Genomic DNA, 20,567 nt, shown 5'->3' on the forward strand with positions numbered 1-20,567 from the left:
GGGCTAAAATGTGTCGTGCAGCAGGTGCAGTGGACGCAGACACCGTGTGAAGCGGATGTGTCTTTCCTTTGCGAACATATTCAGGTTTTTCTGCCGCCCATCCACATGCAGGGATGACGGCTAGTACTGTCGAAAGCAGGGCCATCTGGCGTAAAGCGAGTTTGTTTTGGGGGACGATGCGCATTGAGATCAATCCTTGCCCTCACACGGGTCGGATGGGGTGGCCATCTGGATAGACGGAAAACGTCACTGTGTAATTTATAGCGTACAAACGACAATTCGATTCGGCAACAAAAAAAATAACCCGCGAAAAAACATTGTTTGTAGCTACTGTTTCTTATTTTTTTTGCCTGCGTATTTTCGTGGCTTTAAGCATTATAGTGGTGTGTACATTATTGATTATGGCGAGGTGTCGTGCGGAATTGTGTGCGAAGGGACGTGGTCGGCCGACGCATTATGGATGCGGCATGATGTATTGCCCTGTCTTGATGAGAGGGAGCGGGTAGTCGGGAAATTTGGATATACAATCCTCCCGGAGGCTGTAAGAATCTTTGGTGGTTTCAATGGAGAAAAATCCGATGTCACAGGATGCAGATTATGAACTTTGCAATCAGATCGGACACCTGCTCCGGCGCGCCTATCAAAGGCATACGATTATTTTCCAGCGTGAAATCCCAGATGATCGGCTGACATCCGCGCAGTTTGCGACCATGGTGACTGTTCACCGTTTAAAAAAAGCGCCTCTCGTACAGATTAGTGTGGCAACCGGGATCGATCACGCAACTCTGCGTGACATCGTCATGCGTTTGCGCAAGAGGGGGTTACTGAGCATTGTTCAGGACCGTAACGACCGTAGACAGCGGATCGTCTCTCTGACCGGGGAGGGGCTAGCTCTGGTGGAGAGCACGATTCCCAGCGCTGCCGATGTAACTGCGAGGACGCTTGCGCCGCTTGACGAGTGTGAGAGAATTGCCGCGCTACATATTCTTAAGAAATTGGCGTTTTTTGAAGACTGAAATTTTGCGAAAATAGATCACAACCAAGAAACGAAACGGGATCGTCATAAAAACCTTGACGGCCTCGATGGGACTGTGAATTATTCATATATAGCGTGTACGCCATTATTGTTGAGCTTTCTTGCTCCGCAATGGCTAACAGCATGAAGGGCAATCAGATGTTCGGTGGTGTTCGGGTCGGTATTGTGGGGGCGGGTCTTGGTGGCGTAGCTGCGGCGGGGCTTTTGCAACGCCAGGGCTTTGACGTAACGCTTTATGATATGGCGCCCGGCTTCTCCCGGTTGGGGGCAGGTATTCAGTTTGGCCCCAATGTTCTGAAAATCCTTGCCCATCTGGATGGCCTGGACAAAAAACTTGAAGAAATCTCTTGTCTCCCGGACTACTGGGTCAGTCGAAATGGAACGGACGGTGCGGTTCTTGCAAAGATTCCATTGAATGCCGAGCATGAGCGTTATGGCGCGCCGTACATCACCATTCATCGTGGTGATCTGCATCAGGCGATGCTTGACTGCGTTGAGACACAACGTATCAAATGGGGCCATAAGCTTGTCGATTTCACGGATAACGGCAGGAATGTTGCGCTGGAATTCGAGAATGGTTCCACCGAAACAGTCGATATCCTGATCGCGGCGGATGGGATTAATTCGCGAATACGTGAGAAAATCTTTGGTCTGGAAGAGGCACTTTATACTGGTTGGATTGCTCATCGAGCGATCATCCCCGGTGCAGCGGCGAAGGCTCTGGGTGCGGATGTGAATGCCAAGTGGTGGACGGCCGATCGCCATATCGTCTGTTACTATCTCGATCGCAAGGAAGAGGAATTCTATCTTGTAACGGGTGAGCCGGCAGAATGGACCAGCCGGGCCGGTCAGCTTCCTTCCACGCGTGAAGAGTTCAAGGCAGCATTCGCGGACTATCATCCGATGGTTCAGGGCTATATCGATGCGGCGGAAACCGTGACGAAATGGCCGCTCAAGACGCGTGAGCCGCTGTCGAAATGGCATGAGGGCCGCGTGGTGCTTCTGGGTGATTCCTGTCATCCGATGAAGCCCCATATGGCACAGGGGGCAGCCATGGCAGTCGAGGACGCAGCGGTTCTGACACGCTGTCTGAGCGAGCTCGGTGTTGCCGATCTGGATGCGACGTTCGAGGCCTATTACGGGGCCCGCAAGGAGCGTGCGACCAAGGTCCAGAGTATTTCCAACGCCAATACGTGGCTGCGTCAGCCTGAAGATCCGTACTGGTGCTACGGCGATAATGTCTACAACCTGAAACTGACATCCTGACATGAAGGAGAGGGACGCTATGACGGACAGCGTCTTTCTGATGGTGAACGGGGAGCGGCGCCAGGTTCACGCTGCCCCTGGCACATCACTTCTGACAGTGCTGCGCAATGATCTTGGTCTGAATGGCCCGAAATTCGGATGCGGACTGGGAGAATGCGGAGCCTGTACCGTACTGCTGGATGGTAAAGCCGCGCGCAGCTGCGTGGTTCGGGTTGAAACCGCCGCTGCGTGCACGTCTGTCGTTACGCTGGAGGGACTTTCCCCTGATGGGACTGATCCTGTCCAGCAGGCTTTCATCAAGGCACAGGCCGCTCAGTGCGGATATTGTCTGAACGGAATGGTCATGACGGTAAAGGCGTTTCTGGATGCGGTGCCCGATCCTGACGAGGCAGCGCTGAAAGAGGCGTTGCGATATAATCTGTGTCGCTGTGGCACTCATGTTGAAATCATGAAGGCCGCCTGCATCGCGGCAGGTCTTGTGAAGGGAGAGTCCTGATAATGCAGGCATCGCTCCCTACGGGCTCCCTCAGCATTTTCCGTCCTGCGCAGCCTCCGAAAGGACTGGCGGCACGGGGCGGCTTTATTCCCAAAGACGAGATTTTCCTGCGCATCACGGCTGACGATCAGGTCGTGGCGTTCTGCGGGCATGTGGATCTTGGAACGGGGATTGCGACGTCTCTGGCGCAGATTGTGGCGGAAGAGCTTGATGCCCGTCTGGCGCAGGTGCGGATGGTGCTGGGCCATACCGAAGACACGCCCGATCAGGGCGCGACGATTGCGAGCGAGACCATTCAGGTTACGGCCATTCCGCTGCGCCGGGCAGCAGCGCAGGCGCGGCATCTCCTGCTGGAACGTGCAGCGGAACTGACAGGTCGGGCGGTTGGGACCATAACGCTGCGGGAGGGTGAGCTGGTCTGTGAACCACCTTTGCCGAACCGGGTCTATCGGATCGGAGATCTGGTCGAGGGCGTGGAACTGCGGGTGCTGCTCAATGATACAGCGGCGGTGAAAAGTACGTCAGAATATCGTCTGGTGGGGCGTGACATGCCACGCGTCGATATTCCGGACAAGGTGACGGGCCGGGCGGTTTATGTGCATGACGTCCGTGTGGATGGGATGCTGCATGGGCGCGTCGTGCGGCCGCCTTATGAGGGTTACGATCACGGACCGTATGTCGGACGGGCGCTGCTTTCGGTTGATCGGGAGTCTGTGACGCATCTTCCAGGTGTGGTGGATGTGGTCGTGATCGGCGATTTCGTAGGTGTAGTGGCCGAGCGCGAAGAGCAGGCTGCGGCCGCCGCAGAAGCATTGCAGGTCAAGTGGGCGCCTGTCGCACTGCCGGATCTGACCGATCCAGTCGAGGCCGTGCGGGATAACCCTGCAACGCCGCGCGTTGTGCTGGATCGTGGCACGTTTGAAGACGGTCTGGCAGGTGCGAAGACTGTTTTGGAGCGGGAATATTTCTGGCCGTACCAGATGCATGGCTCCATCGGTCCGTCCTGTTCAGTGGCGGACTGGCAGGATGGAAAGCTGAAAGTCTGGTCCGGGACGCAGAACCCGCACATGCTGCGCGCGGATCTGGCGCTGCTGATGGGCCTGTCTACGGCGGATATCCAGGTCATCCGGCATGAGGCCGCCGGGTGCTATGGGCGTAACTGCGCAGATGATGTGGGCGGCGACGCGGCCCTGCTGTCGCGCGCGGTGGGCCGGCCGGTACGGGTACAGCTTTCGCGCGAGCAGGAGCACGTCTGGGAGCCGAAAGGTGCGGCACAGCTCGTGCGGATCCGGGGCGGAATTGATGCGTCCGGACAACCCGTCGCGTATGATCTGGACACCAGTTATCCGTCCAATGTCTCGCCATTGCTGGCGTTGGTGCTGACGGGGGTGGTTCCGGCAGACGTGCCGTCTGTGGCGCAGATGGGGGATCGGACGTCTGTTCCGCCCTATGATTATCCCAACGCGCGGGTGACGGTTCAGGACATGCCGCCGATTGCGCGGGCGTCCTGGTTTCGGGGCGTTTCTGCGCTTCCGAACAGTTTTGCGCATGACAGCTATATTGACGAGCTGGCGGCGGAAGCTGGGGCTGATCCGCTGGAATATCGTCTGGAGCATCTGCCGGACCAGCGGGCTTGCGAACTTCTGAAGGCGACGGCGGATCGGGCCGGGTGGACATATCGGGCCGGCCCGGTCGAGGTTGATCCGCAGGCCCGCGTGCTGAAGGGGCGGGGACTGGCCTATGCGCAGTATGTGCATGGGACATTTCCCGGCACGGCGGCGGCGTGGTCGGCCTGGGTTGCAGATGTGGAGGTGGACCGTCAGTCCGGCGTGGTGAGTGTCACGCGGGCGGTGGTTGGCCAGGATGCAGGCATGATGGTGAACCCGGCCGGGGTGCGCCATCAGCTTCAGGGCAATGTCATCCAGTCCACGAGCCGGATCCTGCGCGAAGAGGTTCAGTTCGACGAAAAGGGCGTGGAGAGCAAGGACTGGGGCGGATATCCGATCCTGACCTTCCCGGAGCTTCCGGCAATCGAACCCGTTCTGATGGAGCGGCAGGACCAGCCGCCTCTGGGGGCGGGAGAGTCCGCATCAGTGCCGAGTGCGGCGGCGATTGCCAATGCGCTTTATGCCGCCACGGGCGTGCGTTTTCGCGATGTGCCATTCACGCCGGAAAAGGTTAAAGCACGGCTGGATGAGGCACTGGGCCCGCTGACGACGGAAGCGGTGCGACCACTGGCTGCACTGGGTGTGACGGGGCCGGAAATACGTCCGGCGATGGCACGGACGACGCTGGGCGCAAAGCTGCGTCGCGGGGCATTTGCAGCGGCTTTTGCGACGGTGGGCGGTCTGATGGCGACGGTCATGCCCTGGCGGTCGGCGATTGCGCCGGTCTCACCGCCGGAAGCCGGGCTGTTTTCCGATGCTGCGATTGCACGGGGCGAGAAGGTTGCGGCCGCGGGGGATTGTGCGGTCTGTCACACGGCGCCGGGTGGGGTGACGAATGCGGGGGCATTCCCGCTGGAGACGCCATTCGGGATCATCTATTCCACCAATCTCACGCCGGATGTGGATACCGGGCTTGGGGCCTGGTCCTACGAAGCGTTCGAGCGTGCAATGCGTCATGGCATCAGCCGGGACGGGCGGCAGCTCTATCCGGCGTTTCCCTATACGGCATTTGCAAAGACGAGCGGTGCCGATCTGCGGGATCTGTATGCCTATCTGATGTCGCAGAAACCGGTGCGCAATGCGGTACCGAAGACGGCGCTGAAGTTTCCGTACAACATGCGCTTCTCGATGGCGGGGTGGAATATGCTGTTCCATGATCCTGCGCCGTTTACGCCCGATCCTGCACAGTCCGAACAGTGGAACCGTGGCGCCTATCTGGCGGAAGGGTTTGGGCACTGCTCGGCCTGTCATACGCCGCGCAATGCGCTGGGGGCCGAGCGCTGGAAAAATGCGTATCTGGCCGGAGGCGAGGCCGAGGGATGGTCGGCACCTGCGCTGAGCACGCTGTCGCAGTCGCCGTTGCCCTGGAGTGAGGACGATTTGTACGCCTATCTGCGGACCGGGTTCAGCCCGGCCCATGGTCCCGCGGGTGGGCCGATGGCGCCGGTCGTCCATTCCATGGCAGTCCTGCCGGATGCGGATGTGCGGGCGATTGCGCATTACATCGCGTCTTTTGATCGCAGGAATACCGTTGAAGGTGTGGCGGCGCGCCGGGATGCGGTGCTGGAGCGCGCGCGCGGGCTGCAGGCGCTGGACCGGGGCGAGGGCTCGCGGATCTATAACGGAAGCTGTGCGAGTTGCCATGAAGGCGAAGGCGCGCATCTGTTCGGTGCGCGTCCCCAGCTTGCGCTGAACAGCAATATCCAGGCAGACAGCCCAAGTAATCTCATACATGTCATACTCAAGGGCGTGTCAGCACCGGCCTATGCGCAGGCGACCACGATGCCCGCGTTTGGGGATATCTTGTCTGACCGGCAGATCGCCGAACTTGCTGCATATTTGCGGCGGACAATGGCCCCCGGTCGTCCCGAATGGACGGATCTGGAAGGCCATGTGGCCCGGCTCCGTACGAATGGAGGACATTAAGCATGAGTGAACGCTGGCTTCCAGTTTGGCGTCGGGCACAACGGACGGACATGATCGCGCCGGATGAACATCCGGGTGTGGGGCAGACAACCCTCCTTGGTGGCCAGCATGTTCTCGCGATGACGGGATCGACCGTAGTGGGGCCGCTGCTCATGGGGTTTGACCCTAATGTGGCAATCCTGTGCTCCGGACTGGGAACGATCCTATTCTTCTTCATTACCGGGGGACGCATTCCGAGCTATTTGGGATCAAGCTTTTCCTTCATCGCGCTCGTCGTGGCTCTGACCGGATATTCCGGGCACGGCCCGAACCCCGATATTGCTCTGGCTTGTGGCGGAATTTTCGTCGCGGGCGTGTTGTACGCGCTGATCGGAGTTCTGGTCCGGATTACGGGTTCAGGGTGGATTGAACGATTAATGCCACCGTCCGTCACCGGGGCAATTGGCGCAGCGATCGGGCTCAATCTGGCGCCTGTGGCGTCTCGCGGACTTGGGCATGGTGGGGCCGGGACGGCCTGCGGAATTTTTGCGCTGCTGTGTACGGCGCTGCTGGCGGTCTATGGCGGTCCGTATCTGCGGCGGCTGTCGATCCTGCTTTCCCTAATTGCATCCACAGTGCTGTATGTGATCGTGGCGAACGGGCTGAATCTGGCGTCGCCGATGAACTTCTCCGAAGTACTATCCGCCCCGCTGATCGGGATACCACATCTGACAGCACCCCGCTTTACCGGCCACGCAGCCATTCTTCTGGCCCCCGTGGCGCTGGTTCTGGTGGCGGAAAATCTTGGGCATCTCAAGGCAATTGGGGCCATGACGGGGCGACCACTGGATCATTTGACGGGGCGTGCGTTCCTCGGGGACGGTCTGGCGACGATGCTGGCGGCCAGCCTTGGGGGCACGGGTGTGACCACCTATGTCGAGAATATCGGCGTCATGGCGCTTTCGCGGGTTTATTCGACGCTGACCTTCGCTGTGGCTGGACTGTTTGCCATTCTGCTTGGGTTTTCGCCGTTTTTCGGCGCGCTGCTGCGGGCTATTCCGGAACCTGTGCTGAGCGGGCTATCGGTCGGGCTTTTTGGTCTGATTGCGGCCACAATGGTACGCGTCTGGGTGGATAATCGCGTCGATTTCTCCCGTGCCTCAACGCTGTTTCCCGTTGGTGTGGCCCTCGTGGCAGGAGCGGGAGACCTCACTTTCACCATCGGCAGCGTGACGCTGGGCGGTATTGCGACCGCCACAATCGCCGCTATCGGCCTCAACCAGATCCTGAGAACAGGATCGGAGTCCAAGGAGCCACCTTCATGCCCGTAAGTGATTTTGAACTGGTACAGGCCTGGCGGCAGGTGCTGACACTGTGCCGCCTGGAGGCGGGGCAGACCGTAACGCTGCTAACATCCCTGGGCAGCAATGAGCAGACCCTGCGTTGTGCGGTTCTGGCCGTGCGGGAAAAGGGAGCGATTGCGAACCGGCTGGATCTTCAGCCGACGAACGGTGCGCTGTCCTTCTCGCGTGATCCTCTGGCCTTTGTCGGCACCACGCCATTGACGAACAACCGGGCGGCAGTCGAGATGCTCAAGGCCAGCGATCTGGTGCTGGATCTGATGACGCTGCTGTTCTCGGCCGAACAGCATGAAATCCTCGCAGCGGGTGGCCGTATCCTGCTGGCTGTGGAGCCACCCGAGGTTCTGGTGCGGATGACGCCGACGATGGAAGACCGCGAGCGCGTTCTGGCAGCGTCGAAAAAACTTCAGGCGGCGAAGGTCATGCGGGTGACGTCGGCGGCGGGGACGGATGCGTCCTTTGCGCTGGGCGATTATCCAATGCTGGAGGAATATGGTTTTGTGGACGCACCAGGCCGCTGGGACCACTGGCCGAGCGGTTTTCTAGCGACATGGTCCAATGAAGGTTCGGCAGAAGGAAAGATCGTTCTGGCGCCGGGAGACATTCTTCTGCCGCAGAAATCCTATGTGACGGCGCCCATCACCTGCCACCTAGAAAAAGGCTTCGTCCGAGCCATCGAGGGCGGTTACGAGGCCGACCATCTGCGGGACTACATGGAAAGTTTTAACGATCCGGAAGTCTATGCAGTGTCGCATATCGGCTGGGGGATGCAGGACAGGGCGCACTGGTCAGTCATGGGGTTCTATGACCGTGAAGCCAGCATCGGTATGGATTCACGCGCCTGTTCTGGGAACTTCTTATGGTCCACGGGACCCAACAATGAAGCGGGCGGCACGCGTGATACGGCGTGCCATATCGATATTCCAATGCGAGGCTGCACGGTCACGCTTGATGATGTGCCGGTCGTGAAAGACGGCAGGCTTGTGGAGAACACATGATGAGCACGCAGGATAACCGCGACGAGGACCGCTACAAAAAACAGGGTTTCGGAAACGAAATGGGCATGACGGGGCGTATTGCGCTGCTGATCGTTGATTTCGTCAACGGGTTTGCCGATCCGGAAGCCTTTGGCGGCGGCAATATTCCCGAAGCGATCGAGCGGACGAAAACGCTACTGGCAACGGCGCGGCGTCTGGGCTGGAAAGTGGCACATACACGGATCGTGTTTGCAGATGATGGTGCAGATGCGAACATCTTTTCGTTGAAGGTGCCGACGATGCTGGGGTTGACGGAAAGTAATCCCGCGTCTGCCATCGTGGATGAACTGGCGCCGGAGCCGGGCGAATATGTGGTCCGCAAGACGGTGCCGTCGGCATTTGCGGGCACGCCGCTGGCCTCCTGGTTGGTGACGCACGGTGTGCAGACCGTTGTTGTCGCCGGATGCGTAACATCCGGATGTGTTCGGGCGAGCGTGCTGGATGCAATGCAATACGGGTTCCGTCCGGTGATCGTCTCCGACTGTGTGGGGGACCGCGCCATCGGACCGCATGAGGCCAATCTGTTCGACATGGCGCAGAAATGTGGGGACGTCATGGACCTCGACACCCTGTTGTCCCGTCTTCCCAACGCCTGATATCAAGATTTGTAAGAAGGACTATTTCATGACGCAAACACGCCTGCTTTACGGTGCGAATGTCCATGCTAACGGCATCAGGCAGCATTATCTGCGTTACGGCGGCAAGGGCACGCCGCTGGTACTGGTGCCCGGCATTACCAGTCCGGCCATCACTTGGGGATTCGTGGCGGAGCGTCTGGCCGAGACGCATGATGTCTATGTGCTGGATGTGCGCGGGCGCGGCCTGTCCTCGACCGGTCCGGATCTGGATTATGACCTCGATACCTATGCAGCGGATGTCCGTGGGTTCGTTGACACGCTGGGCCTGAAGGACGTGGTTCTGATGGGGCACTCCATGGGCGCGCGGATTGCGATCCGCACGGCCCGTCACAATGATGCGGGACTGGCGCATCTAACGCTGATCGACCCGCCCGTTAGTGGGCCGGGCCGCCGTGCTTACCCCGCCAAGCTCGACTGGTACACGGAATCCATTCGTCTGGCGCGCAAGGGTATGAGCGGAGCGGACATGAAGCGTTTCTGCCCGACCTGGACGGATGAGCAGTGCACTTTGCGGGCGCAATGGCTACATACATGCGATGAGCTGGCAACCCGGATCACATTCGAAAAATTCCACACGGAAGACATCCATCAGGATCTGCCCCATCTTAAAACTCCTGCCACTCTTGTTGTGGCAACGCGGGGAGGGGTAATTCAGCAGGAGGATGTCGAAGAAATCCTACAATTAAATCCTGCGATTGCCATTGCTACTGTTCCGGATGCAGGACACATGATTCCGTGGGATAATTTTGATGGTTTTTTCAAAGTGTTATCTTATTCACAAACATCAAATAATTCTGCGAGAGATTTATAAAAAATATCGTTTGGCCCAATTGGGCTGACGACACGAGAGGATGTTTTGCGTACACCATGACAGAACCAAACAGAGACATAGCGTCGGTGGGCAAAGGGTATCCATTGGAGTGCTGAAACGAGGTTAATGAAACTGGGATATGGCTTCTTGGTTTTGTCATATCAGGTAGCGATGCGCCTCCGGTTCCTGAGTTCATTGAAGAGGTCGCCCGATAAGCTGACGCTAGCGAGATTTGTCTCTATCATGAGGGGCAGGGGCGCGACTGTTCCTTCTGTTCGCGATGATGGCTTCGATGCGGACTTCGAAAAGTTTCTCGCGAACGAGGTCTGCATCGTAACTTCTGTTGGCCAAGGACACCTTGATCCTGTCAGAGATCATACGCAACAGGGGACCGAAACCTTGAATATCTTGGGTTTGTTCCGGCATCAGAGATGCTTTTTTCTTAATCTGGTTCACATCCAATCGCTATGAAGCGCTTTGCGCATTTTTCAGGTGAGATCTGATCGATCAGTATGCTGATCCTGTCTCACAAGATATCGCGTGTACGTTCTGCGATTTTTGCGGGGATGGGCCTTGAGTTCGAAGAAGGCCTTCTCGATGGGGTTGCAGTTCGGGCTGTAAGGCGTGAAATAGCGCACAGTCGGCATCTGCTGCTTCGATCGCGGCCTGAACGCCGGGACCTTTGTGAGAGCCGAGATTCTCCATGATGACAATGTCGCCTGGCCGCAGATCGGGTATCACCACGCAATCGACATAGCTCTGAGAACTGTGGCCAGTGATCGGAGCATCCAGCACCATGGGGCTACGATACAGCGCAGCCGTAACCCGACGGCGCATAGCCACCCAAAAAACCAATAAATTATACTCTGGCTTCGCCAATATCATTTCGAATATATAATGAATTTCCTTTATCCATAAAGCTAGAATATTTTTCTGGTTGATCTTTGTGCATTTCTTCATCACGATAAAGGCTTGTCAGGGGAGTCCCGCCTTAAGGGACTGAGAGGCTGATTGGTGTTGTCGGGAAAACCGGCTTCAGCGGTGAAGCGACCCTTTGAACCTGACCCAGTTGATACTGGCGTAGGAAGACCGAGGGAATCACATTTCCATAATCGTATGGGAGTGCTCCTATCGGGCCGATCCGGCCCTGTTTGTGTCTATGTGCACAAGGGACGGCGGCTCCCTTTCTGCTTCACGTTCTCCCTGGGTCTTTTCGAGTGCGCTTGAGGAGACACCACATGAACGCTTCCATTCCCGCTATTACGACCGGCCCTCTGCCGGCCTCCAGCAAGATCCATGTCCGTGGCGTGCATCATGACATCGCGGTTCCCCTTCGGCAGATTGCGGTTTCGGGTGAATGTCCGCTGAATGTCTATGACAGTTCAGGCCCCTATACCGATCCATCCGTTAGCATCGACATCGCAAAGGGCCTGTCGGACAGCCGGGGAAACTGGCTGCGCGATCGTGGAGACGTGGAAGAGTATGAAGGGCGGACGATCACGGCAGCCGATAACGGTTTTGCACAGGGTGACCGCCTGACTCCGAGCTTTCCGCAGCAGCGCCGTCCCCTGCGGGCTGTTGGAGATCGGGCCGTCACACAGATGGCCTATGCCCGTGCGGGGGTCATCACGCCGGAAATGGAATTTGTCGCCATCCGCGAGAATATCGGCCGGACGGAAGCCCTGAAAGAAGCGCGCGACGGCGAGGATTTCGGAGCCAGCATTCCGGATTTCGTGACGCCGGAATTCGTACGGCAGGAAATTGCCTCGGGTCGCGCCATTATTCCCGCCAATATCAATCACCGCGAACTCGAACCGATGATTATTGGCCGGAACTTCCTTGTGAAGATCAATGCCAATATCGGCAACTCGGCTGTGACGTCTTCAATGGAAGAAGAAGTCGAGAAAATGGTGTGGTCCATCCGTTGGGGCGCGGATACGGTCATGGATCTCTCAACGGGCCGCAATATTCACAACATCCGCGACTGGATCATCCGCAATGCGCCCGTGCCGATCGGGACGGTTCCGCTCTATCAGGCACTGGAGAAGGTCGGCGGAATTGCGGAAGACCTGACATGGGAAATCTTCCGCGATACGTTGATCGAACAGGCGGAGCAGGGGGTGGATTATTTCACTATCCACGCCGGTGTCCGCCTGCACATGATCCCGCTGACGGCGCGGCGCGTGACGGGGATTGTCTCCCGTGGCGGCTCCATCATGGCGAAATGGTGCCTGCATCATCATCGCGAGAGCTTCCTGTACGAACATTTTGATGAAATCTGCGACATCTGCCGCCGTTATGACGTCTCGTTCTCGCTGGGCGACGGACTGCGTCCCGGTTCGGTCGCCGATGCCAATGACGCGGCGCAGTTCGCGGAGCTGGAAACCCTTGGCGAACTGACGAAAATCGCCTGGGCGAAGGACTGTCAGGTCATGATCGAAGGGCCGGGCCATGTGCCGATGCACAAGATCAAGGCCAACATGGACAAGCAGCTTGAGCACTGCCACGAGGCACCGTTCTATACGCTTGGCCCGCTGACGACCGATATCGCGCCGGGTTACGACCACATCACCTCCGCCATTGGTGCGGCCATGATCGGCTGGTTCGGCACGGCCATGCTCTGCTACGTCACGCCGAAGGAACATCTGGGCCTGCCGGACCGGAACGACGTCAAAACCGGCGTCATTACCTACAAGCTTGCAGCCCATGCGGCGGATCTGGCGAAGGGGCATCCAGGCGCGCAGATGCGTGACGATGCGCTGTCCCGCGCGCGGTTCGAGTTCCGGTGGGAAGACCAGTTCAATCTGGGTCTGGACCCCGATACGGCGCGGTCCATGCATGACGAGACCCTGCCGAAAGAGGCGCACAAGGTGTCGCATTTCTGTTCGATGTGCGGGCCGAAATTCTGTTCGATGAAGATCTCCCATGACATCCGGGCGGAAGCGGAAAAGCAGGCCGGAATGGAAGAAATGGCCGGAAAGTTCCGGGAAGGCGGGGCGCTTTATGTTCCCGTGACGGAACCGGCGGAATGATCCATTCCGTCCTGGGGGAGGGGGTTGCGGCGCTGTGTTGCGCCACGGCCCTTTCCGACCGGGGTCTTGACGTGGAAGTCATCGTCCCGGAGGGCAGTCCAGAGGCGGCGTCACGGTTTGCGGGGGGAATGCTGGCACCGTTCTGCGAGGGGGAAAGCGCGCCCGACCTGATCGTGGCGCAGGGGCAGGCGGCGGTGGACTGGTGGGCAGCCCATGTTCCGGGCGTCACAAAGCGTGGCACGCTTGTCGTCGCCCCACCGCGTGATGGTGCCGAACTGGATCGTTTTGCGCGCGCTACGCAGCAGCACGACTGGGTCGTCCCCGGCGATCTGGAGCCGGATCTGGAAGGCCGGTTTGCACGCGGACTGTTTTTCCCGACCGAAGCGCATCTGGACCCACGCAAAGCGCTTGCCAGCCTGCGCGACAGCCTGCTGGCGAAAGGCGTGAGCTTCCGTTCCGGGACGCCACGCGGTCATGTCGTGGACTGCCGGGGGCTGGTCTCGCGGGACAGTCTCGCCGATCTGCGCGGCGTGCGGGGGGAAATGCTGATCGTGCATGCCCCGGACGTATCGCTGACGCGGCCGGTCCGACTGCTGCATCCGCGTTTTCCCTGTTACATCGTGCCAAGGGACGGGGATCGGTACATGATCGGGGCAACCATGGTGGAAAGTGCCCGCCCCGGCCCGGTGACGGCACGGGCAGCGATGGAACTGCTTTCGGCGGCCTATGCGCTTCATCCGGGCTTTGCCGAGGCTGAAATCCTTGAACTGGGCGCGGGGCTGCGTCCGTCCTTTCCGGACAACATTCCGGCCGTGCGTCATGTCGGGGGACGGAGTTACGTCAACGGGATGTACCGCCACGGTTTCCTGATGGCGCCCGTCTGCGCCGAGCGGCTGGCAGCAGAACTTGCGGAGATTTATGCGCATGCGGATTGATCTAAACGGCAAAATCGTCAGGACACAGGCCCGGACGCTGGCCGATCTGCTGATCGAACAGGGTTTTGAGGCCCCCTGCGTGGCCACGGCCCTGAACGGCGATTTTATCGCCCGCTCCATGCGTGACGCAACTCGTCTGGACGAAGGCATGAAGGTCGAAGTTTTGTCTCCGATGCAGGGAGGATGACATGTTTTATAGCGTTGATCTGAGGTCGCGGCTGATGCTCGGAACGGCCCAGTATCCGTCGCCCGCAGTTCTGCTGGAGGCGATCGAGGCGTCCGGCGCGGAAATCATCACGGTTTCGCTGCGGCGGGAGGGGGCTGCGGGTGCGGCGTTCCGGAATATCCTGTCCGAAAGCCGCTGCCGCCTGCTGCCGAATACGGCGGGGTGTCATACGGCCCGCGAAGCTATCACCACGGCCCGCATGGCGCGCGAAGTGTTCGGAACATCGTGGATCAAACTGGAAGTCATCGGCCATGCCGACACACTCCAGCCGGACCCGTTCGCGCTCGTCGAAGCCGCGCGTGTGCTGTGTGCAGAGGGGTTCGAGGTGTTCCCCTACACAACCGAAGACCTGATCGTGGGGGAAAAACTTCTGGAAGCCGGATGCAAGGTGCTGATGCCGTGGGGCGCGCCCATCGGATCGGGGCAGGGGCTGCGCAATCCTGAAGGTCTGCGGACCATGCGGGCGCATTTCGCCGGGATTCCGCTGGTTGTGGATGCCGGGATCGGAGCGCCCAGTCAGGCGGCGCAGGCCATGGAGATGGGGCTGGACGCCATTCTGCTCAATACGGCGGTGGCCAAGGCCGTGGACCCGGCGACCATGGCGCGGGCTTTCGGGCGCGCCATTCAGGCGGGGCGGGAAGCGTTCGAGGCCGGGCTGATGCCCAGACGGGACATGGCCTGCGCCTCAACGCCCGTCTTCGGTCTGGCGGAGCTGGCGTGATGACAGTGCTTGATCCGTTCTATCTTCTGGTGGGCGACGTTGCGTTTCTGGAAACGCTGCTGCCCTGTGGCGTGCGTCTGGTTCAGCTTCGGCTGAAGGACATGACGGAGGCGGAACTGCGCCGTCAGATCCGTCATGCGCGGACGCTGTGCGCGCCACATGGCGCGCAGCTTGTCATCAATGATTACTGGCGTCTTGCACTGGAACTGGGATGTGATTTCGTCCATCTCGGGCAGGAAGACATGGAGACCGCTGATTTTGATGCTCTGCGGCATGCGGGGATCCGGTTCGGACTGTCGACCCACGATCCGGCGGAACTCGAACGGGCTCTGTCTTACGACCCGGCCTATGTCGCACTTGGTCCCATCTATCCAACGCTTCTGAAGAAAATGAAATGGGGGCCGCAGGGGCTGGAGCGCGTCAGGAACTGGAAAACCCGCGTCGGGGAGACGCCGCTCGTCGCCATCGGCGGCCTTACGCCGGAGCGCCTTGAAGGGGTTTTTGCGGCGGGGGCGAACAGCGCGGCCGTTGTGACGGACATCCAGCAGGCCGAGGACCCGGTGGCGCGCTGTCGGGAATGGGTCGCCGCGACGCAGGCCTACAGACGATGAGCCGTTATATGCGGCAGACCGGGCTTTTCCCCCAGGGGGAAGCTGACCAGAAGCGCCTTTTGGAAGCCCATATCCTGGTGGTGGGCGCGGGAGGTCTGGGCGCGACTGTTCTGCCTGCGCTTGCCGGAGCCGGATGCGGGCGGATGACGGTGGTCGATCATGATCGTGTGGATGAGAGCAACCTGCATCGCCAGACGCTCTTTCGCATGGACGATATTGGTCGCTTCAAGACCGCCTGCGTGGCAGAACGGCTGTCGGATCTGAATCCAGACTGTCAGATCGTACCCGTGGCAGAGCGTCTGGAGCCGGTGCTGGCGCGGCGTCTTCTGACGGATGTATCCGTTGTCGTGGATGCGGCGGACAGCGTGGCCGTCACCTATATGCTGTCCGATCTGTGTGTTCAAGCGGGTCTTCCCCTCGTGAGCGCTTCGGTGCTTGGGCGGTCGGGCTATGCGGGCGGGTTCTGTGGTACGGCACCGGATTACCGGGCCGTTTTCCCGGATCTTCCCGCCATTTTGCCGAATTGTACTGAAGCCGGTGTGATGGGGCCTGCTGTTGCGGCGCTTGGGGCCATACAGGCGCAGATGGTGCTCTCGGTTCTACTTGAAACACAGCCTTCACCGCTGGGACAGGTTATCACGCTGGATTTGGAGCGCTGGAGAAATTCATCTTTTCGTTTTGATAAGGCCCCAGCGGCAGAAGCGAGGGGGCCCTTCGTGCTTGGAGTTGAAGAGCTCACGAGGGATGATCGGGTATTTGATTTACGCAGGACCAATGAGAAAGGTCCTCCCTCCGTAGATTGGGCTTTTCGTGGTCCGATCGAGAACCCAGAAACACTAAATTTTAAGGCTGGAAGAACCGTGTTCGTATGTGCCAGTGGTCTGCGAGCCTGGCGGGCGGCAAAACGCTATTCCGAGCACAGCGGTGCTACTGCATTCATTGCGACAGCGGGACGATGACACGTCCTGTTCTGTTGATAGGCGGTATGGACTCCAGCGGAGGAGCTGGTCTCGCCCGCGATCTTCTTGCCGTTCATGAAGCAGGACTGACGGCACGTATAGCGATCACTGCTGTTACGGTACAGACGGATCGAAGAGTCCAGGCCGTTTCCCCCGTCTCTCCGGAGATGCTTGCCGCCCAAATTGAGGCGGCGCTTGAGGAAGATATCGGAGCCGTAAAGATTGGCGTTCTGTGCAATAAAAAACTCATACGAGTTATAGCAGATCGTCTTCCTGATGTCCCAATCGTCCTTGATCCGGTTGTCTGTTCCAGCTCTGGCCATGATTTTTTAAAAGAAGATGATATTAAAACAATTATAGATCTAATTTTGCCGCGAGTAACTGTCCTGACCCCCAATATTCCTGAACTTAAAATATTAAATTTGTCGCTACAATCCAATCCGACGTTTGAGAATATTGACGCCATAGAGGCGTTTTTGGCGCTTGGTTGCCAAAGTATCCTCGTGAAGGGCGGTCATGATAGCCATCCAGAGTTTTCAACGGATATTCTTTATCGCACAGGCCTTCCGACATTATATTTTGGTTCGCCACGATATCAGTTCGACCTCAGGGGAACAGGATGTCAACTAGCCAGTAGTATCGCCGCCGCCTTGAGTCAGGGATACTCCCTCTTATCCGCTATTGCGCGTGCCCGCTGCGGAATTAATGAACGCTTTCAAAGAGAACAAGATAATAGAAAATATATGGGATTCGATCTCCAGAACCAGGAGGGCTCGAAAAACCCTCTGCTTTTGAGACCTGTTCTGTGATTCCATTTCTCCTGCATTGATTGAGGGAATGGATGGCGAGGCAGCCTGGTTTCTTTGATGTTGAAGCAGCGGCTTCCTCAGCTGAGTGGGCTTGGTGATCAGCTCGAAGCATTTTCCCGGACTGTAGATTTTGAAGTCTTCCGCCGTGATCTGGAGCAGGCTTTGGCCTGCTCAGACAGCAGTAAAGGTGGACGACCGCCATTTGATCCGGTGCTGATGTTCAGGATCCTGGTTATCCAGACGCTGAACAATTTGTCCGATGAACGGACGGAATATCTGATCAACGGCTGCCTGTCGTGCATGTGCTTTCTGGGATTGGGCCTATCGGAGCGCATGCCTGATGCCAGAACACTCTGGCTGTTCAGGGAACGTCTGACGCAGGCTATCTGCCGATGTCGGGCCAGATCCTGGAGGCAACCTGGTGGCTGCTCCAAAGCAGAACTCCAACGCAGAGAAAAACAACCTTTGGGAAGGACGTATTCCTGAAGACTGGCAGGACAAACCCGCAAAGCTGTCGCACAAGGATCGTCATGCGCGCTGGACACTGAAGTTCATGAAGGCGAAGCGGCAGGATGATGGAACCATGCCGTCAAGTGATCTCGCCATTCCGTTCTTTGGCTACAAATCCCACGTCTCCATCGACCAGAAGTTTCGGTTTATCGGGAAATGGAAGACGACGAATGCCGCAGCCAGCGATGATGCCAGACTACGCGAGGGCCTGTTGGATAAAACCAATATAGCCTCAGGCGTTTGGGCTGATACGGCGTATCGCTCAAAAGCCAATGAAGACTTCATGGAAAAGCAGGACTTTGTCTCCAAGGTTCACAGGAAAAAGCCGCATCTCAAACCGATGCATCGGCATATCCAGCGATCCAATGCTGGAAAGTCGGTCATCCGCTCGCGTGTCGAGCATGTCTTTGCCGATCAGAAGTCGCAGATGGGACTGTTCATCCGAACCGTAGGCATCACCCAGTCCACCACGCGGATCGGTCTGGCCAATACCGTCTACAACATGCGCCGCTTCCTCTTCCTGGAGCGGATAAACGCCGCCGCGTAGCAACCCAGCGGGGGGCAGCACTCGATCTGCTCAAAGTATAGAGCGAAAGTTATCCAAAAACCCAACATCAGAACCAAGACACATTAATCAACGATTTTTCGATCCGTCCAGATGGGTGTTAACGGAGCAATATTCTAGTGAAACCATTAGTCTTGATAGTGGCGCCAAAAGGTTAGGCTGCCACGCTAGAAACAGCGATACAGAACAGGCAGAAAATGGTAGCAGACAGGCCCAGAGAAGAAATCCAAACCCTTCTCCATCCTGTAAAACAGCCATAATCAAAATGCTAATCTGCAGAACTCCTGCCAACAGGCGAGCTTTAAAGATGGCACCTGATGATAGTTCTGACGTCTTTGTGGCTCTACGATGCGGAAATTGCGTCAGCGCCAATAGTGCAAAAGCCACAAATAGTATTGGCTCAAAAATTAAATATATAATTATTGATATCATTACAGACGCTTCCTCAACGGAACGCTTAAGAGAACAGAGAATCGCGCTCTACTAGACAGACGCTGTGCTACCACTAAAGCTAGTACAGATCCGATCATTAATACAGCATCCATTCCTGCCACTGGCCAGAGATAGCGATGGAAGAGCGTTCGCAGTGGATGATCTCCTGTTGTGATCCAGTTAAGTAAGGCGGCGAGGGCCGCCAGAACCCCAATTGTAGCGCTTTGTTCGATCCACATTCGTCGAGGTCGGATCCAGCCATGCAGGAATGTTGCCAGCCACGAAAAATAGAACGCCCAAATTTCAAGAGTGGAGCGATCTTGGCTAAATATATGCGCATTTGGAAACAGTAGGCGATTGGCGACGAAGAAGACTAATGTCGCAATAATGATTCCTGTCACTGATCCTGAAGCTACCCCTTCGACTATCCTGAAGCCGAAAGTACTTTCCTGTGTCTTTCGACGTGCTGCAAGCCAGAACAGAAATCCTGTTCCAATTAAAACACAGCTGCCTAGCCCGAGAATAAAGTAGAACCAGCGCAAGGCCCAGTGATGAAATTGAATGAGATGCACACCACTTAGAAAGTGTTCCGCCCGAATGATCGGATGCGGCGCTGGAGACCGAGAGAAATATTTTCCAGTCGGACTTTCGAACGAGATGACATCCCTGTCAACGGTGACCTGTCTGTCGCTTTGGCGGAAAAACGCCATCCGACTTGTTGTTGTGCCGGGATTCATCACAAGTATCGTATGAGGTTCCGCTCCGTTCCATACATTTCGAACGTAAGAGGCAGCCTTATCCAGCGAAGCAACGGAGGCACCAGGCTTTCCGGGCTTTATTGGGAGGAATGTCAGGCCGTTGACCTCGAAAAAGTAACCACGCGGGTTTGGATAAACTGCTTTCACACTTCCGGGGAAATAGGTCGTGCTCAAAATGACGAGCCCGGAGAATGTGAGAATGATATGAAAGGGCAGGCCAAGCACACCAGCCATGTTGTGCAAATCCAATAACATTCGGCGTGGTTTTTTTGTAGGCCTGAAGGTGAAGAACTCCGCAAACAGCTTGCGGTGGATGATAACACCCGTGATGCACAGGGCCAACATGGCCATGGACGCTAATCCGACCAACCATTCCCCAAGATTCATCAATCCGATTTCAAGTGTGTAATGGAATGGGAAAATGAAGCCTGTCGCTCCAAGCGTTCCGCTATTTGGCAGCTCTTTGCCCGTGACCGGATTAAATTCACGCGTGATGAATTTCTGGCGGGTGCGGTAGTGGACATGAACGACGGCCTGACGGTCATCAGGCATGGTCACGTTCCAGAAGGCAGCTTTCGCAGCAATCGCATCGTTCAATGAAGGCCTGAACGTTTCAAGTGGTAAAGGGCTGCTCGCGGTAGGCAGTCGCGTGGCCGGCTCCATCCAGGAATCTATCTCGCTATCGAACACTGAAAGCGTGCCCATCCAGAAGACTGCAAACAGGATGCTTCCCAGAACGACCCCCGCCCAAGTATGTAGCCAGCCCATGGAACGTCTAAAATCCTGCTCCAT

Annotated in this window: 18 protein-coding genes, 1 pseudogene and 1 riboswitch; of the genes and pseudogenes, 16 read left to right on the plus strand and 3 right to left on the minus strand. The window is 57.6% G+C overall.

What is annotated here, in order from left to right; translation table 11 throughout:
- Positions 1 to 578 precede the first annotated feature (578 nt).
- The 8 genes from IGS75_RS12385 to IGS75_RS12420 all read left to right on the plus strand — a co-directional run bounded on the left by IGS75_RS12385 (position 579) and on the right by IGS75_RS12420 (position 10,217).
- Positions 579 to 1,016: a MarR family winged helix-turn-helix transcriptional regulator gene (locus IGS75_RS12385; RefSeq protein WP_228123978.1), complete on the plus strand. Its 438-nt coding sequence runs from the start codon at positions 579 to 581 to the stop codon at positions 1,014 to 1,016.
- 158 nt (positions 1,017 to 1,174) lie between these two features.
- The gene (locus IGS75_RS12390) at positions 1,175 to 2,302 is read left to right on the plus strand and encodes an FAD-dependent monooxygenase (RefSeq protein ID WP_202258592.1); all 1,128 of its coding nucleotides are present in this window, start codon (positions 1,175 to 1,177) and stop codon (positions 2,300 to 2,302) included.
- Positions 2,303 to 2,321: 19 nt separating this feature from the next.
- Positions 2,322 to 2,798 (plus strand): (2Fe-2S)-binding protein, encoded by a 477-nt coding sequence (locus tag IGS75_RS12395; RefSeq protein WP_202257014.1) that lies wholly within the window; start codon positions 2,322 to 2,324, stop codon positions 2,796 to 2,798.
- Between the two features lie 2 nt (positions 2,799 to 2,800).
- Positions 2,801 to 6,391, plus strand: a complete 3,591-nt coding sequence (locus IGS75_RS12400) for a molybdopterin cofactor-binding domain-containing protein (protein WP_202257015.1) — start codon at positions 2,801 to 2,803, stop codon at positions 6,389 to 6,391.
- Between the two features lie 2 nt (positions 6,392 to 6,393).
- Positions 6,394 to 7,701, plus strand: a complete 1,308-nt coding sequence (locus IGS75_RS12405; protein ID WP_237468813.1) for a solute carrier family 23 protein — start codon at positions 6,394 to 6,396, stop codon at positions 7,699 to 7,701.
- Entirely contained in the window at positions 7,692 to 8,729 is a 1,038-nt protein-coding gene (locus tag IGS75_RS12410; RefSeq protein WP_202257016.1) for a M29 family metallopeptidase, read from the plus strand. Before IGS75_RS12405 ends, IGS75_RS12410 begins: the two co-directional genes overlap by 10 nt.
- Positions 8,729 to 9,364: an N-carbamoylsarcosine amidohydrolase gene (locus IGS75_RS12415; RefSeq protein WP_141353752.1), complete on the plus strand. Its 636-nt coding sequence runs from the start codon at positions 8,729 to 8,731 to the stop codon at positions 9,362 to 9,364. The genes IGS75_RS12410 and IGS75_RS12415 overlap by 1 nt, the downstream gene beginning before the upstream one ends.
- Before the next feature lie 28 nt (positions 9,365 to 9,392).
- A complete protein-coding gene (locus tag IGS75_RS12420) occupies positions 9,393 to 10,217 on the plus strand; it encodes an alpha/beta fold hydrolase (RefSeq protein ID WP_202257017.1) in 825 nt (274 codons plus the stop codon).
- A gap of 507 nt (positions 10,218 to 10,724) precedes the next feature.
- On the opposite strand, the gene IGS75_RS12425 is transcribed toward IGS75_RS12420, so the two are convergent.
- Positions 10,725 to 11,180: a hypothetical protein gene (locus tag IGS75_RS12425; protein ID WP_202257018.1), complete on the minus strand. Its 456-nt coding sequence runs from the start codon at positions 11,178 to 11,180 to the stop codon at positions 10,725 to 10,727.
- A gap of 4 nt (positions 11,181 to 11,184) precedes the next feature.
- A riboswitch (TPP riboswitch) is annotated at positions 11,185 to 11,321 on the plus strand.
- A gap of 134 nt (positions 11,322 to 11,455) precedes the next feature.
- On the opposite strand from IGS75_RS12425, the gene thiC reads away from it, so the two are divergent.
- The 8 genes and pseudogenes from thiC (at position 11,456) to IGS75_RS12465 (ending at position 18,567) form a co-directional block, all read left to right on the plus strand.
- Complete coding sequence (thiC, locus tag IGS75_RS12430; protein WP_202257019.1) at positions 11,456 to 13,249, plus strand: phosphomethylpyrimidine synthase ThiC; 1,794 nt, start codon at positions 11,456 to 11,458, stop codon at positions 13,247 to 13,249.
- Complete coding sequence (locus IGS75_RS12435; RefSeq protein WP_202257020.1) at positions 13,246 to 14,184, plus strand: FAD-dependent oxidoreductase; 939 nt, start codon at positions 13,246 to 13,248, stop codon at positions 14,182 to 14,184. Before thiC ends, IGS75_RS12435 begins: the two co-directional genes overlap by 4 nt.
- On the plus strand, positions 14,174 to 14,371 hold the full coding sequence (gene thiS, locus IGS75_RS12440; RefSeq protein WP_202257021.1) for a sulfur carrier protein ThiS: 198 nt from the start codon (positions 14,174 to 14,176) through the stop codon (positions 14,369 to 14,371). Before IGS75_RS12435 ends, thiS begins: the two co-directional genes overlap by 11 nt.
- A gap of 1 nt (position 14,372) precedes the next feature.
- Entirely contained in the window at positions 14,373 to 15,131 is a 759-nt protein-coding gene (locus IGS75_RS12445) for a thiazole synthase (RefSeq protein ID WP_202257022.1), read from the plus strand.
- A complete protein-coding gene (locus tag IGS75_RS12450) occupies positions 15,131 to 15,742 on the plus strand; it encodes a thiamine phosphate synthase (RefSeq protein WP_202258598.1) in 612 nt (203 codons plus the stop codon). The genes IGS75_RS12445 and IGS75_RS12450 overlap by 1 nt, the downstream gene beginning before the upstream one ends.
- A complete protein-coding gene (locus IGS75_RS12455; RefSeq protein WP_237468814.1) occupies positions 15,739 to 16,701 on the plus strand; it encodes a HesA/MoeB/ThiF family protein in 963 nt (320 codons plus the stop codon). The genes IGS75_RS12450 and IGS75_RS12455 overlap by 4 nt, the downstream gene beginning before the upstream one ends.
- Positions 16,698 to 17,510, plus strand: a complete 813-nt coding sequence (locus tag IGS75_RS12460; protein ID WP_202257024.1) for a hydroxymethylpyrimidine/phosphomethylpyrimidine kinase — start codon at positions 16,698 to 16,700, stop codon at positions 17,508 to 17,510. The genes IGS75_RS12455 and IGS75_RS12460 overlap by 4 nt, the downstream gene beginning before the upstream one ends.
- A 32-nt stretch (positions 17,511 to 17,542) precedes the next feature.
- Positions 17,543 to 18,567 (plus strand): annotated as a pseudogene (locus IGS75_RS12465) (transposase).
- An 87-nt stretch (positions 18,568 to 18,654) separates the two neighbouring features.
- On the opposite strand, the gene IGS75_RS15875 reads toward IGS75_RS12465, so the two are convergent.
- Together IGS75_RS15875 and IGS75_RS12475 are read right to left on the minus strand one after the other, a co-directional pair.
- Positions 18,655 to 19,017, minus strand: coding sequence for a DUF3325 domain-containing protein (locus IGS75_RS15875; RefSeq protein ID WP_202257025.1), 363 nt, complete (start codon positions 19,015 to 19,017; stop codon positions 18,655 to 18,657).
- On the minus strand, positions 19,017 to 20,567 hold the full coding sequence (locus IGS75_RS12475) for a PepSY-associated TM helix domain-containing protein (RefSeq protein WP_202257026.1): 1,551 nt from the start codon (positions 20,565 to 20,567) through the stop codon (positions 19,017 to 19,019). The genes IGS75_RS15875 and IGS75_RS12475 overlap by 1 nt, the downstream gene beginning before the upstream one ends.

Source organism: Gluconobacter sphaericus (assembly GCF_016757795.1).
GTDB classification, from domain to species: domain Bacteria; phylum Pseudomonadota; class Alphaproteobacteria; order Acetobacterales; family Acetobacteraceae; genus Gluconobacter; species Gluconobacter sphaericus.

Bases quoted from the DNA above. Each gene is read 5' to 3' on its own strand.
- IGS75_RS12385 (WP_228123978.1), top strand. From the start codon at position 579: ATGTCACAGGATGCAGATTATGAACTTTGCAATCAGATCGGACACCTG.
- IGS75_RS12390 (WP_202258592.1), top strand. From the start codon at position 1,175: ATGTTCGGTGGTGTTCGGGTCGGTATTGTGGGGGCGGGTCTTGGTGGC.
- IGS75_RS12395 (WP_202257014.1), top strand. From the start codon at position 2,322: ATGACGGACAGCGTCTTTCTGATGGTGAACGGGGAGCGGCGCCAGGTT.
- IGS75_RS12400 (WP_202257015.1), top strand. From the start codon at position 2,801: ATGCAGGCATCGCTCCCTACGGGCTCCCTCAGCATTTTCCGTCCTGCG.
- IGS75_RS12405 (WP_237468813.1), top strand. From the start codon at position 6,394: ATGAGTGAACGCTGGCTTCCAGTTTGGCGTCGGGCACAACGGACGGAC.
- IGS75_RS12410 (WP_202257016.1), top strand. From the start codon at position 7,692: ATGCCCGTAAGTGATTTTGAACTGGTACAGGCCTGGCGGCAGGTGCTG.
- IGS75_RS12415 (WP_141353752.1), top strand. From the start codon at position 8,729: ATGAGCACGCAGGATAACCGCGACGAGGACCGCTACAAAAAACAGGGT.
- IGS75_RS12420 (WP_202257017.1), top strand. From the start codon at position 9,393: ATGACGCAAACACGCCTGCTTTACGGTGCGAATGTCCATGCTAACGGC.
- thiC (WP_202257019.1), top strand. From the start codon at position 11,456: ATGAACGCTTCCATTCCCGCTATTACGACCGGCCCTCTGCCGGCCTCC.
- IGS75_RS12435 (WP_202257020.1), top strand. From the start codon at position 13,246: ATGATCCATTCCGTCCTGGGGGAGGGGGTTGCGGCGCTGTGTTGCGCC.
- thiS (WP_202257021.1), top strand. From the start codon at position 14,174: ATGCGGATTGATCTAAACGGCAAAATCGTCAGGACACAGGCCCGGACG.
- IGS75_RS12445 (WP_202257022.1), top strand. From the start codon at position 14,373: ATGTTTTATAGCGTTGATCTGAGGTCGCGGCTGATGCTCGGAACGGCC.
- IGS75_RS12450 (WP_202258598.1), top strand. From the start codon at position 15,131: ATGACAGTGCTTGATCCGTTCTATCTTCTGGTGGGCGACGTTGCGTTT.
- IGS75_RS12455 (WP_237468814.1), top strand. From the start codon at position 15,739: ATGAGCCGTTATATGCGGCAGACCGGGCTTTTCCCCCAGGGGGAAGCT.
- IGS75_RS12460 (WP_202257024.1), top strand. From the start codon at position 16,698: ATGACACGTCCTGTTCTGTTGATAGGCGGTATGGACTCCAGCGGAGGA.
- IGS75_RS15875 (WP_202257025.1), bottom strand. From the start codon at position 19,017: ATGATATCAATAATTATATATTTAATTTTTGAGCCAATACTATTTGTG.
- IGS75_RS12475 (WP_202257026.1), bottom strand. From the start codon at position 20,567: ATGGAGCAGGATTTTAGACGTTCCATGGGCTGGCTACATACTTGGGCG.